Consider the following 13303-nt stretch of genomic DNA (forward strand, 5'->3'; position numbering starts at 1 on the left):
GAGGCGTGGACTTGGTAGTACCGACCGCAGCGTTCATTGCCTTCATCGGCGACTGTGCGACGGCCGGCACGCCACTGTCGCCGCTGGAAGAGACCGTCTGTACGGCCACCGGTCCAACCGGACTGGGTATCATCGCGGTGTACTCGTTCCTGATCGCGTTTATTCTCCCGCTTCCAAGCGAGGTCGTGCTGGTTCCGGCCGAAACCCTTCGGCTCGGGCTGTCCACGAACGGGAACCTGGTGGCGATTATCCTCGTCAGCGGCCTCGGGAAGGCGTTCGGTAGTCTCGTCGCCTTCCATATCGGTCAGGAGGCAAAGGAGTACGGCCCACTCGTGCGCCGGATCAAGCGCTCACGGTTCAATCTCATCGAGTGGTCTGAACGGAAGACGGTACAGCTTGCACGGAAGTACGGCTACGTTGGTCTGTCGCTCGCGCTCTGTGTTCCGTTCTTTCCCGATACGATCTCTATCTACGCGTTTACCGTCCTCGAACGCGATTACTATCGGTTCGGCGCAGCGACGTTCTTCGGCAGTGCCGGGCGACTTGTCGTGACACTCGGGCTTGCCGGCGGCACGCTCGCGTTGCTGTGACCAGAGCGTCGCTCCCACGCCGAAACCAACCCCCTTTTGACCCGTCGGTGGCACACGAACAGGTATGAGCAACGACGAGTTTCCGACGGACCAGCCGGCGGTCGTGACCTGTGGGTTGCCCTACGCAAACGGTGACTTGCACGTCGGCCACCTCCGGACGTACGTCGACGGGGATGCGCTGTCGCGCGCCCTCCGACGGATCGGCCAGCAAACGGCGTTCGTTTCGGGATCAGATATGCACGGCACGCCAGTAGCAGTCAACGCTGCCGAAGAAGGCGTCGCACCGCGAGAGTTCGCACTTGACTTCCACGAGACCTACGCCGAGACGTTCCCGCAGTTCAACATTGAGTTCGACAACTACGGACACACAGACGATGAGACCAACGTCGAACTCACGCAAGAGTTCGTCCGGTCGTGGGTCGAAAACGACCACGTCCACGAGAAGGAGATCGAGGTCGCATGGGACACGGAGGAGGACCAGCCTCTCCCCGACCGCTACGTCGAGGGGACCTGTCCCTACTGTGGGGAGCAGGCCCGCGGCGACGAATGTGACGAGGGGTGCCAGCGCCACCTCGAACCCGGCGAAATCGAGGACCCGGTGTCGACGCTGACCGGGAACCCCGCCGAGTACCGCACCCGCGAGCACAAGTTCCTCCGCCTCGCTGACTTCCAGGAATACCTCCAGGGCTTCCTCGACCGTCTAGAGGGGACCGACAACGCCCAGAACCAGCCCCGCGAGTGGGTTGAGGGCGAACTACAGGACCTCTGTATCACGCGGGACATGGACTGGGGCGTCGATTATCCGGAGGATGTCGACGGCGGCGACGAACTGGTGCTGTACGTCTGGGTTGACGCGCCCATCGAGTACGTCGCCTCGACGAAACAGTACACCGAGCGCGTCGGCGACGACGAGTACGACTGGGAAGCGGTCTGGAAGGTCGACGGTGAGGAGCACCACGGCACCGAGTGGGACAACGAGTGGGCCGACGACAGCGGCGAGATAATCCACGTCATCGGCCGCGACATCATCCAGCATCACGCGGTGTTCTGGCCCGCGATGCTTCGCGGCGCGGGGTACAACGAGCCCCGGTCGATTCTGGCGACCGGGTTCGTCGGTATCGACGGCAAGGCGCTGTCGACTTCGCGTAACCGCGCCGTCTGGGCCGACGAGTACCTCGACGCTGGCTTCCATCCCGACCTGTTCCGGTACTACATCGCCACCGGCGCACAGATCGACACCGACGTGGACTTCTCCTGGGACCGCTTCCAGGAGCGGGTGAACGGCGAACTCGTTGGCAACGTCGGGAACTTCATCTACCGGTCGCTGCTGTTCGCGGAGCGCAACTACGACGGGACGCCCGACACTGCCGTTAGCGATGACGTGCGCGGGCGAATCGAGGACGCGATTACGGACTTCGAGACAGCCGTCCGAGAGTACGACATCCGCGAACTGGCCGAAATCGCTATCGAGCTCTCGAACTACGGCAACGAGTACATCCAGCGCAACGAGCCGTGGAACCTCGTTAATGACGACCCCGACCGGGCCGAACAGGTCATCCGCGACTGCGTCCAGCTGACCAAGGCTGTCGCGGTGCTCATGCAGCCCGTGCTGCCGGGCAAGGCCGAGCGCCTCTGGGGCCAGCTCGGTGAGCAGGGCTCCGTCGCCGACGTGACCCTCGATAGCGCACTCGAATCACCGCCGGCTGAGTTCGGCGAGCCTGCGGAACTGTTCGAGCAGGTCGAGGACGACCACATCGAGGCACTCAACGAGGAACTGCAGGAGCGAGTCGAGGAGGCAAGCGACGATGCAGATGGCAACAGCGATGGCGATGACACAGATGAAGGGGACGACGGCGACGTGGACACCGCCGACCTTCAGCCACTCGTCGAGGACCGCATCAGCTTCGAGGACTTCGAGGGCGTCGACATGCGCGTCGGCGAGATCCGCAGCGCCGAGCCGGTCGAGGGCGCGGACAAGCTCTTGCGTCTGGAAGTCGATATCGGCCACGAGGTCCGACAGGTCGTCGCCGGCCTGCGACAACTCCACGACGCCGAGGAGCTTCCCGGCACGCGCGTCATCCTGCTTGCGAACATGGAGAAAGCCGAGCTGTTCGGCATCGAATCCAACGGGATGGTGCTGGCCGCCGGCGACGAGGCGGACCTGCTGACGACCCACGAGGACGCTCCGCTGGGGACGCGCATTAAATAACCGCAGTCGCCAGCGCTTTTGTAGTCACGGCACGTACCGCGGAACATGGATGACGACGGGGCCGCACGAGACGATGCGGCCGCTACGGGTGACACGTTCACCGAGGAGTACGAACTGGCGACAGACGCCGACGTGATTCGGGTCGAGGACGACCCCGACAGTGACGCCGCCGACGAGGAGGGCGCAGTCGCCGGCTCCTTTGCCCCGGACCTGGAGGTGACACCCGACGCGCCGAAGCCCGAAAATGTGGTTTTCGTCGCACTGGGGGTCTGCATCGCTATTCTCGCGCTCGGGCGGATGTTCCTCGGAGCGGAGATGTACACGCCGTCCACACTCGGTGGCGTGGTCCTGTCCGTTGCGCTCGGCACCGCAGTACTGTACGGGTTCTTCGTCCGGACAAGCGACGCGTGAGGCTGCACCGATGCCTGTGGCGTGTCGCACCTGACCCCGACACTTAATCCTGCTCCGACACTAGGTCGGGGCATGGTGAACCCGCTGGCGATAGTTGCCCCGCTGCAGGCCGAACCACTGTTAGGTATGTCGCTCTCCATTCTGCTGTTTCTGGCCGGCGCGGGCCTCATCGTGGGCGAAGCGCTCGCCCCCGGGACCCACTTTTTCGTGCTCGGCGTGGCCCTGCTGACAGCGGGGCTGGTCGGGCTGTTCATCCCAGCGAGCCTGGGTATCCTCGCGCCACTCATCCTTACTGTCGTCGTGCTTGCAACGACAGCGGTCACGCTCTGGGGATATCGAAAGCTCGATTTCGCTGCGCCAGGCCGCGGCCAGACGCTCAGTTCCGACTCACTTACCGGCCAGTTCGGAACCGTTACCGAGCGCGTGACCCGGAGCGACGGCGAGGTCAAACTGGAAGACGGCGGTTTCAATCCGTACTATCAGGCTCGCAGTTCTGGCGACCCCATCGAGGAGGGGACAGAAGTCATCGTCATCGACCCCGGCGGCGGGAACGTTCTGGACGTCGAGCCGGTAGGGTCGGGGGCAGATGAAATCGACCGCGCGCTCGAACGTGACAGAGACCGGAGCGATGCGGACACTGAACCGGAACGAGAGTCCGAGCGGGCATAGGTGTGCAATTCGGTAGTTTGTGACATGGACACCGAAGCCTTTTCATTGCGCGCTCCGGAGTTCTGATTGTCATGTCCCCCGCGATAGCACCGCTACAGCCTGGAGGACTCATCGGCTTCGTTACCGTAATCTTCCTCCTGATCGCCATCGCGCTGGTGTATTCCAGCGTCGTGATCATCCGCCCGTACCAGAAAGGTGCCTACACGGTCCTCGGTACCTACCGCGGCGTCCTCGACCAGGGGATTCACTTCATCTATCCCTTCGTCTCCGATGTGACGCGGTTCGACATGCGTACCCAGACGCTTGATGTGCCACGGCAGGAGGCTATCACCCGCGACAACTCGCCGGTGACCGCCGACGCCGTCGTCTACATCAAGGTGATGGACCCGAAGAAGGCGTTCCTCGAAGTCGACAACTACGAGCGTGCCGTCTCCAACCTCGCCCAGACGACCCTCCGTGCCGTGCTGGGTGACATGGAACTGGACGACACGCTGAACAAGCGGGGCGAAATCAACGCCCGAATCCGGAAAGAACTCGACGAACCCACCGATGAGTGGGGTGTCCGTGTCGAGAGCGTCGAGGTCCGCGAGGTCAACCCGTCCAAGGACGTCCAGCAGGCCATGGAGCAACAGACCTCCGCCGAGCGGAAACGCCGTGCCATGATCTTGGAAGCCCAGGGTGAACGGCGCTCCGCCATCGAGACGGCGGAAGGTGACAAGCAGTCTAACATCATCCGTGCCCAAGGTGAGAAGCAGAGCCAGATCCTGGAAGCCCAGGGTGACGCAATCTCGACCGTCCTGCGTGCGAAATCCGCCGAGTCGATGGGCGAACGCGCTGTCATCGACAAGGGAATGGAGACGCTGGCCGAAATCGGCCAGGGCGAATCGACGAAGTTCATCCTCCCACAGGAGCTCACTTCGCTGGTGGGCCGCTACGGCAAGCACCTCCAGGGGTCGGACGTCAAGGAGAACGGCCACTCGCTGGAAGCGCTTGACTTCGACGACGAGACCCGCGAGATGCTCGGTCTGGACGATATTGAGAAGATTCTCGGTCAGATCGATGAGGAAGCTGAGGTCGATGTCGAGGCGATGGAAGAGGAAGCCCAGAAAATCAAACAGGGGCAAGACAGTGGCCTCGACAACGCTGACGACGTCATCGAAGAGATGGACGCCGAGATAGACGGCGATTCGGGCACGACGGACGTGGCCGGCGGCCCCGACGACACGACGCGAACGTCGGAAGTCGACAAAGACAACTAACTGAGAATCAGGCGAAGACGTTTTATTACCGACCCACCTTTTCGGTAGCAATGACACGTGAGGGCGACGTTGACGAGGACAAGCGAGCGACGCTCCGTCGCTTCGCTGCCCTCGGTGCAGCGAGCCCGTTTGCCCGCTTTGGCGACAGCGGGAGCGAGAGCGATGCGCCCGATGCCATCGCCGGGTACGTCTCGGCACACCCCGGGACCCACTTCTCGAAGCTTCGCGACGACCTCAAACTTGGGACTGGTGAGGCCCAGCACCACCTCCATCGACTGGAAAACGAGGCCGTCGTTACCTCACAGAAAGATGGCGACTACCGGCGGTACTTCCCAGCCGGCCAGTTCTCCGAGTTCGAACAGGTAGCGCTTGGTTACCTGCGGCGATCGACGGCCCGCGGGATGCTCGTCACACTCCTCCGTCGCCCGGACGTGACGGCGTCGGAACTGGCCACCGAACTGGACGTTTCACGGCCGACAGTGAGCAACTACGCCGCCGATCTGGAGTCAGCCGGGCTCCTGTCCAGAGCAGACGGGTACGCGGTTACTGAGCCAGAGACCGTGCTGACGCTACTTATTCGGTATGCCGACTCGTTCGACGACGATGTCGCCGCGCTGGCCGGCGAGGCCGACTCACTGCTGCGATACGACCCGTGACACCTGCGTCGGTACTCTGCTCGCTATGGGTTCGCTTGCGTCTGTGTCGCCGTTACATCTCTTTGTCGACACCAGTAATTTCGAACCTTGCACCACCTGATTCGCTGTCGGTCACACTGATATCCCAGCCATGGACGGCGGCGATATCGGCCACGATTGCGAGGCCAAAGCCAGTGCCTTCAGACGCAGTCGAGTAGCCCGCCTCGAACACCGTTTTTCGCTCGTCTTCGGGGATGCCTGGGCCGTCGTCAGCAACGTAGAAGCCGCTGGCGTCGTCGATATCACCGACAGTAACCGTTACTCCGCTGTCGTTCTCAGCCCCGCCGGACTGTCCCGACCGTCCTATCGAGCCATGCTCCATGCTGTCTTGCTGCACCTGAGAAGGCAGGGATTCCGACCCGTGTGCTATGCAGTTCCGAAACAGATTCCCAAGCAGCCGCCGCAACCGGCCGGGATCAGCAAGGACGATGCTATCAGTATCGGGCTCCAAGACCGCGTTCTCCGTCTCGATAGTCTCCCAGCAGGCAGTTGCGGCGGTTCGCAGGTTGACAGGCTCGGTGGTCGTCGCCTCGCGGCCGTCCCGTGCCAGCGTCAGGATATCGTCGATAAGCGTTTGCATCCGTTCATGAGCGGCATCAATGCTGTCTAAGTGCTCGTTGGTCACTTCCTGCTGGGCCAACTCCAGATGGCCCTGTGCAGTCGTCAGTGGGCCCTGCAGGTCGTGGCTGACGACGCTGGCAAAGGAGTCCAGCCGCTCGTTCTGAATGCGGAGCCGGCGTTCGCGCTCCTTCTGTTCGGTGATGTCCTGGAAGAAGCCCCGAACGGTCCGCTTCTCCGCGCCCTCGACGCGTTTGCCGTGGGTTCGGACCCACCGATGATCACCTGTCGCAGTGATGAGTCGGGCCTCGATATCGTACGGTTCCCCGTCTTCGAGTGCCGCATCGACGGCGTCCGCAACCATCTCCCTGTCTTCAGGATGATAGAAGGACAGCCCGTCCTCGACTGTCGGCTCGAAGTCGTCGCCGACCTCGTGGATGCGGCGGGTGCCCTCTGTCCAGGTCAACATCCCGGTTTCGTCGAACTCCCAGGCACCGAGGTCACCGAGCTCCTCAGCCCCGGCGAAGAAGTCCCGTAACTTGGCGAGGTTTTGTTCATGCTCAATGCGCTCTGTGACGTCCTGACAGTGCGAGAAGATAGTGACAACATCGCCCGAATCGTCGGTGACGAGTCGGTTGTGCCACTCGACCATGATACACTCGCCGTCTTTCCGGACGTTCTGATCAACGCTATGATAGCCGCCAGCGGCCTCACTGAGTTCGGATGTAACCTGGGCGACGTCGGCGTAGCTTTCGTCGCTGACAAATACCTCCCACGTTTCCCCGACCAGTTCGTCCTTCGTGTAGCCGAAGATATCTGTGAGGGTGTCGTTGACGCGGATGATTTCGAAGTCCTGAGTATACTCAACGAACCCGAGCGGCGACTGGTCGATAAACAGCGAGAGCCGGTCTTTACTCGCTTCGAGGGCGCGCTGTGACCGGTACTGTTCGACGGCGTTGACGATCCGGTTCGCGAGAAGGGCGTAGTGGCTGGTGTCGGATGTTTTCTGTAGGTAGTCAGTGACACCTGCAGAGATAGCGTCACTGGCGACGGCTTCGCTACCACGGCCCGTGTACAGAATAAACGGGAGGTCAGGATAGTCCTCGCGGACGGATTCGAGGAAGTCGATGCCATTCTCGCCCGGCATTTCGTAGTCAGAAACGATACAGTCAATTGCCTCCGTTTTGAGCAGACGCAAGCCTGCTGTGGCACTCGTTGCAATCTCAATATCGAACTTGACCCGCTCTCGCTTGAGGAACGCCGCTGTCGTCTCTGCGTACTGTCGGTCGTCGTCGACATGAAGCACCCGGATGGCGGAACCAGCCTCGCCCATTGATGCGATTGACTACGGCCTCAATGGTTATCAATATAGACATTGTATTTTTCCTATATTTCCTGAGGTATCAAGGTAAAGCGGCTGAACCGAAGAGTGAGCGACGGCACCAACTGTTCTCTACGCAGGCCCACATCGGGCCTGTGTGGATGGTCTGGTGGAGGTCCCGATGTATCCGCGTCGGAGTCAGTGCTAGTTCAGGCTTCAACCATCCACGTTGTCGAGGAGGAGTAGCCCCACTTTTCGACGGCCAGATCGTGGTCGCCGTCGGCGATGGCGGTCATGTTTGTGCCGACTTCCTTGGCCGAGAGGCCGAGTTCGTCGCCGATAAGTCGGGATTTGAAATACGTCTGGTCGTCAGCATTGGAACGGAGATACTCCAGAATACGTCGCTGCTTGTCCGAGAGCGGACTGTCGGGGGCTTGTGCGGTGGCGCTCATTAGTACAGTTACTAGCAGTACCGAGACACCCTTATTGGATTTGGTACAGACGGTTAATGGCTCGCCTTCTGGCGGTTTTCTTTCACTCGAAGTGGGGATACTGCCGCGAATTGGGCCACGCGACGGCCGGTTGGTACAGGCGGGAAACACCGTCCGTTGCTCGTCGTCGCCTCGCAGTTTGGACGGCAGCGGTCGCTCGCTCCGGCAGTTCTTTAATAATGGGCTGTTTTGTGGCCGAACGGAGGTATATCACATTGGAAATCTCGGATCAACTGCTGTGTCTGTTCAGTGCCGATATCCGCGACGAGGGGGACCGGTATGTCGTTGAGGTCCCGCGTCGAGAGATCGAGACGGGCGCAGTCGACTCAGGCAGCACCTACCGCGTTGCGCTCATCTCCGCAGATGAGGGGACAGAGACGGATGAGGAGACGGTGTCAGACACGCCGCCGGACCAGCCACAGCCGCCGGTCGAACCGGGTGAGACGCGCTACGTCGAGATCGAAGATATCGGCAAGCAGGGCGACGGCATCGCTCGCGTCGAGCGCGGCTACGTCATCATCGTTCCGGGAGCCGAAATCGACGAACGAGTCAAGATCGAAGTTACCGAGGTCAAGTCGAACTTCGCGGTCGGCGAAATCATCGACGACGTGTGACGCTACTCGTAAGGGCTGCCATCGGGGCGCTTTGCCCCTTCGGAGTCGTGAACGACGACCTGTCCGGCTGATGGATCGACAGGTCGATAGGTGTCGCGGACGCCAATTGCTTCCGTCAATTCTCGAACGGCGCGTTCTTTGAGCGCTGCGGCCAACTCTTCGGCGTCGGATCTGGAGATGTCCCGGCCGAGCCCCTCACACTCGTGGGCCCGGACTATCCCTTCTTCGCCGACGGCTTCGCCCATCGGCTGGCTCGTCCCGCCGAGCGCGACGCTGAACGGGTAGGTCCGGCAGATAAGCGGACGGTCCCCGTGGACCGTACAGGCACCTGTGCCGTCGTCGCCCTCGGCGTAGAAGGTACAGTCGCCGCAGTCGTCGGTCTGGAGCGCCCACTCGAACGTCTCACCTTCGGGGCCGTCCGGCCCGTCCGCCAATCCGTACGGCATCGGCCGGGCAACGTCGCGGAAGTCGTACTCGCCGGCAGCCTGTAGCTGCCGAATCTCGTCAGGAAACACCGTCGCAGTGTGGGGTTCAGCATCGGTTTCGGCCGAATCAGCGTTTTCGCCAGACCCATCAATGGGCCCGCCAACCTCGTCGGTACTCTCTCCGCCCTCGCCACACGCCGACTCGGCCTTGCAGCAGGCTCCACAGCGGGTGCATTCGAACCCGATAGTCTCGATTGCGTCGGCCAGTTCCGACTCCTCAAGGGCACGGGCCCGTTCGAGTTCGGTTTCCAGAGAGTCCACAGCCCTGATAGCGGGCCGATGGGCAAAAAGGCGTCACTCCGCTGCATTCGGTGCGGCTCGCTCACTGTCCCATGAGATAGCACCCTCGACAGCCAGTTTTTTAAGATGGGTCAGCACCGTCCCGCGTGCCAGATCGCGCACGCCGGTGAGGTCCTTCTCGTAGGCGGCTTCGAGGATTTCATCCAGCGTAGCGGCCCCGTCGTGGACAGCGTCTCGAACACGCCGTTCGCGCTCCAGTCGGTGGTTGATGAGTCGTGCACAGGTCTCCCGCGGCGTCTCGATACGCGGGCCGTGGCCCGGTAACAGCACGTCGGGGTTTCTGGCGTGGAGTCGCCGAAGTGACGCGAGATAGGCCCGAACGTCGCCCTCGGGTGCGCCGACGACGACGCTACCCTCGGCAACGGCGAGGTCACCGGAGACAACGGCTCCATCCGTTCCGAAGGCGACGTGTTCCGGCGCGTGCCCCGGCGTATCGATGACGGTCACTGGGCCGGTGTCGGTTGGAATTGTCGTCCCGCCGCTGAACAGTCTGTCGGGGGTAACGCCGGTCGCGGCTTCGAACGCGCTCGCCCGACCGCGATGCGCCCAGACCGTTGCGCCTGTCTCTCTGGCATAGTGTGCAACGGCACCGGCGTGGTCAGGGTGGTGGTGCGTGAGTGCAATGTGTGCGAGGGACCGGTCGCTGAGAAGCGAATCGAGCGCATCGTCGGTGTCTGGAGGGTCCACGAGAAGAGCCGCCTCATCGCCGCAAACGTATGCCGCCGTGCTGCCGGTCGGTGCCCGTGTCGGGACGGACACATCGGCCCGGTGCCAGTCCATACCGATGGGTCAGACCGTGAGGAAATAAACCTGTTTGCGTGCGTCGGTGAAACTGTACCGCGAATCAACCAGCCCGGACTCCTCCAGCCGGTTCAGTGCATATCTGACAGTGCGATCCGGGAGCAGTGAGCTCTCGGCTAAGTCTCCCTGTGACAACGGGGCATCGTCTTCCAGTACCTTCGCAACGAGCTTCGCGCTCGGCGGGAGTTCCCGTAGGGTGTCGCGGAACTCCTCGTCAGTGAAAGGTGCTGGTGCAGCGTTTTCAGTTAATGCGCTCATAGTGGTTGATATTCAAGACTTACTGGTAAAACTTGGCTATATCCATGACCAAACAATACAGATTCTATGAAGTGTTTAATGTTCCCTTATACATGGCCGCCATCGTGCGGTTCTCGTCTCTATCCGAAAATCACACCCAGACCTATCAGGGTAGCGAGTGCGACCGGAGCCGGCATAGTGGGAAAAACAGTCTGGCAGACGAAAGGGGATTCCAGTATCGTTTTATCCCCCGAGGGGTGAGCAATACACCGTGAAAGGGCAGGAGTGGTATCAGGCCGACACCGTGGCCGAAGAGTACGAGGCCAAGCGGTTCTCCCGTGGCGGTCGGCTGATCGACCGACGAGAGAAACAGGCCGTCCTCAACGCAATCGGCCCCGTGGCCGATAAGGACGTGTTAGAAGTAGCTTGCGGGACCGGACGGTTCACTGTGATGCTGGCCGAGCGCGGCGCGAACATCACTGGACTGGACATCTCAGGACCGATGCTCCAGCAGGGCCGTGAGAAGGCACAGGCGACCGGTGTCGATGACCGCGTCGAGTTCATGCGGGGCGACGCCGCCCGACTCCCGTTCCCGGACAACCATTTTGACACTGTGTTTGCGATGCGCTTTTTCCATCTGGCGGACACGCCGGCGGCGTTTCTCGCAGAGATGCGCCGCGTCTCGAAGGAACAGGTCTTCTTCGATACGTTCAACCGGTTTTCGACCCGATCGATATACAACTGGGCGCTCCCGATGGGATCGCGGCTCTACTCGCGCTGGGAGATCGACCGCCTGTTAGACGGGGCCGGACTGGAACTGACTGACGCGAACCACGACTGGCTGCTTCCGTACGGCTTCTACCGGAAGATTCCGAACGAACTGGCCGCCTCGTTCCGGTCGCTCGATACGGCGCTCGGCGGCACGCCGCTCGGCGAAAAGCTGGCCTCGGTGTCGTACTGGAACACCCACGTATGACATCCTCCCTGGCGTGAACGCCGGGGTTTCCTCCGTGAGAGCCTCAGTCGGTCTAACACTCGCCAGAGGCAACATTCCCGTCGCAGTGGACGGTACTCGGGTCTGTGCGCTGTTCTTTGGGACTATCCCTCGCGGGAGAGCGTGGCAACTCCGACCAGTTGTGGTCGTCCCACTCGAACCGCACGGGCCGTGCCATCGGCCTGACTGCTTGTTCTGTGTGCCGCTCTAAGAACGTCTCCGACGCCGTGAGGTCGGCGTGGCCCTCAAACCCACACGGACAGGTGAGCGCGTCCTGATGCCGCATCGTTCGGTCTGTTGAACCGCACTGCGGGCACTCCTGACTTGTCCACGCCTCTGACCGGACCTCAACAGAGATGCCGTATTCCTCGGCGGTACAGACCAGTCGTTCGGTAAACTTCTTGAACGACCAGAAGTTGTGGGTCTTGGCGTTCGTCTCGACCGACCAGTGCGTGTCCAGTGCGTCGGTCAAGCCACCGATATACACCGTGTTCACGCCCTCGGCGTACAGTCGATCCAAAAGGTCACGACACAGTGCTTCTTGAGCGTGGTCGCGGCGACGGGTTCGCTTGCGGTACAGCCGCCGGATACGCTTGCTACTGTATCGACCCCTACAGAGTTTCGACTGCATCCGGGCGATTTCTTGCGTCGTCTCACGGAACCGCTGGAATAGCTTACGACCTTCGTACAGGTGTTGCTCGCCGGTCGTTGTAGTACAGGCAACGAGGTTGTTCGCACCAATATCCAGAGCGGCCGTTTCGTCGGCCAGTGGAGTGTCCCGTGCGTCGTCAGAAACAGTCACGGGCTGCGAAGCTCGGAAGGTGCAATCAGTCTCGTCGTACCACAAATCCAACCGGCCATGGTTGTCGTAGTCGGGCCAGTTCGGGTTGCCAGCGATCTCCAGCCGGAGCCGACCAGTGTGATCGTATCGGTCTTTCAACTCACTCCCAACCAGTATCTCAAGTCGAGAACGGTCGCCCCACTCGACGGTGTATGCATCGTTGCGAATAACACCTTTGAGAACACGCCCATCATCTTCGTTGTCGAGGCGAATCTTCGATTCGCCGACCATTGGAAATCTTCGATTTCCAAGACCACGGAAGCCCGGCGGTTCCGGGTGTTCCGTGACCGACGTGTTTGACTCATCGTGGTACTGGTCTTTCAGTTTGAAGAACCCGCGCCACGTTTCGCTGTTTTTGCGTATTACCTGTTGGGCGGTGGACGCACCAAGCACGCCTTTGTATTTGCCTTCGAGTCGGCCAGTATCGGCGTCCCATGCACCCTCGTCCTCGAAACCGTCTTCGTCGTTGTACCGCATGAGACGCTGGTAGTTGACTTCGTTCCAGAGAGCGGCGGAGGCATCCAACAGGTCCCGTAGCAGTTGCTCTCCATCATCGGAGAGAGGTCGCACAGCGAACGTGTTGGTGCGCTTCATCAACCATTTCCAATATGTCTTCTTGGAACTTGAACATCAGCCAACCACGGTGAAAGTAAAACTCAATCAGCTCGTGGGAGACTCAAGACCAGCAGTGACACAATGGTTCTCACCGGAGCTTACGCGATTCACGCCCGCCGTGAACAGCGTGGCGTCAGAGACGCCACAGGTAGACGGCGCGAAGCGCCGTCGACGGCGGTACTCTCTCGCTGGCAAAAGGTTGCCGTCCGTCTC

14 protein-coding genes are annotated in these 13303 nt (G+C 61.3%); 8 read left to right on the forward strand and 6 right to left on the reverse strand.

Features of this window, described 5'->3' with window-relative positions:
- Positions 1-5: 5 nt before the first annotated feature.
- From ACODNH_RS06290 to ACODNH_RS06315, 6 genes are all read left to right on the forward strand, one after another.
- The gene (locus ACODNH_RS06290) at positions 6-590 is read left to right on the forward strand and encodes a YqaA family protein (protein ID WP_306708481.1); all 585 of its coding nucleotides are present in this window, start codon (positions 6-8) and stop codon (positions 588-590) included.
- A gap of 64 nt (positions 591-654) precedes the next feature.
- The gene (gene metG, locus ACODNH_RS06295) at positions 655-2799 is read left to right on the forward strand and encodes a methionine--tRNA ligase (protein WP_306708483.1); all 2145 of its coding nucleotides are present in this window, start codon (positions 655-657) and stop codon (positions 2797-2799) included.
- Positions 2800-2844: 45 nt separating this feature from the next.
- Positions 2845-3210 (forward strand): DUF7312 domain-containing protein, encoded by a 366-nt coding sequence (locus ACODNH_RS06300; protein ID WP_306708485.1) that lies wholly within the window; start codon positions 2845-2847, stop codon positions 3208-3210.
- 72 nt (positions 3211-3282) lie between these two features.
- Positions 3283-3879 carry an NfeD family protein gene (locus tag ACODNH_RS06305; RefSeq protein WP_306708487.1) on the forward strand — a complete coding sequence of 199 codons (597 nt, stop codon included), beginning with the start codon at positions 3283-3285 and terminating at the stop codon, positions 3877-3879.
- Positions 3880-3950: 71 nt separating this feature from the next.
- Positions 3951-5138, forward strand: coding sequence for an SPFH domain-containing protein (locus ACODNH_RS06310; protein WP_306708489.1), 1188 nt, complete (start codon positions 3951-3953; stop codon positions 5136-5138).
- 50 nt (positions 5139-5188) lie between these two features.
- A complete protein-coding gene (locus ACODNH_RS06315; RefSeq protein ID WP_306708491.1) occupies positions 5189-5794 on the forward strand; it encodes a winged helix-turn-helix transcriptional regulator in 606 nt (201 codons plus the stop codon).
- A gap of 52 nt (positions 5795-5846) precedes the next feature.
- On the opposite strand, the gene ACODNH_RS06320 is transcribed toward ACODNH_RS06315, so the two are convergent.
- Together ACODNH_RS06320 and ACODNH_RS06325 are read right to left on the reverse strand one after the other, a co-directional pair.
- A complete protein-coding gene (locus ACODNH_RS06320; RefSeq protein WP_306708493.1) occupies positions 5847-7724 on the reverse strand; it encodes a PAS domain S-box protein in 1878 nt (625 codons plus the stop codon).
- Positions 7725-7921: 197 nt separating this feature from the next.
- A complete protein-coding gene (locus ACODNH_RS06325) occupies positions 7922-8164 on the reverse strand; it encodes a DUF7123 family protein (protein ID WP_306708495.1) in 243 nt (80 codons plus the stop codon).
- Positions 8165-8418: 254 nt separating this feature from the next.
- Between ACODNH_RS06325 and ACODNH_RS06330 the strand changes: the two genes are divergently transcribed.
- Positions 8419-8817 (forward strand): TRAM domain-containing protein, encoded by a 399-nt coding sequence (locus ACODNH_RS06330; protein WP_306708497.1) that lies wholly within the window; start codon positions 8419-8421, stop codon positions 8815-8817.
- Positions 8818-8819: 2 nt separating this feature from the next.
- Here ACODNH_RS06330 and ACODNH_RS06335 read toward each other — a convergent pair whose 3' ends face one another.
- From ACODNH_RS06335 to ACODNH_RS06345, 3 genes are read right to left on the reverse strand one after another with little or no spacing between them, the layout of a single operon-like run.
- Positions 8820-9563, reverse strand: coding sequence for a YkgJ family cysteine cluster protein (locus ACODNH_RS06335; protein ID WP_306708499.1), 744 nt, complete (start codon positions 9561-9563; stop codon positions 8820-8822).
- Between the two features lie 33 nt (positions 9564-9596).
- Complete coding sequence (locus ACODNH_RS06340) at positions 9597-10382, reverse strand: MBL fold metallo-hydrolase (protein ID WP_306708501.1); 786 nt, start codon at positions 10380-10382, stop codon at positions 9597-9599.
- Positions 10383-10391: 9 nt separating this feature from the next.
- Positions 10392-10661 carry a MarR family transcriptional regulator gene (locus ACODNH_RS06345; protein WP_007188815.1) on the reverse strand — a complete coding sequence of 90 codons (270 nt, stop codon included), beginning with the start codon at positions 10659-10661 and terminating at the stop codon, positions 10392-10394.
- A 250-nt stretch (positions 10662-10911) separates the two neighbouring features.
- Between ACODNH_RS06345 and ACODNH_RS06350 the strand changes: the two genes are divergently transcribed.
- The gene (locus tag ACODNH_RS06350; protein WP_306708505.1) at positions 10912-11616 is read left to right on the forward strand and encodes a class I SAM-dependent methyltransferase; all 705 of its coding nucleotides are present in this window, start codon (positions 10912-10914) and stop codon (positions 11614-11616) included.
- A 52-nt stretch (positions 11617-11668) separates the two neighbouring features.
- Here the strand turns inward: ACODNH_RS06350 and ACODNH_RS06355 are convergent, their stop codons facing one another.
- Complete coding sequence (locus ACODNH_RS06355) at positions 11669-13069, reverse strand: RNA-guided endonuclease InsQ/TnpB family protein (protein WP_434531121.1); 1401 nt, start codon at positions 13067-13069, stop codon at positions 11669-11671.
- Positions 13070-13303: the final 234 nt, after the last annotated feature.

The sequence above is a fragment of the Haloarcula sp. NS06 genome (assembly GCF_051122755.1).
GTDB lineage: Archaea > Halobacteriota > Halobacteria > Halobacteriales > Haloarculaceae > Haloarcula.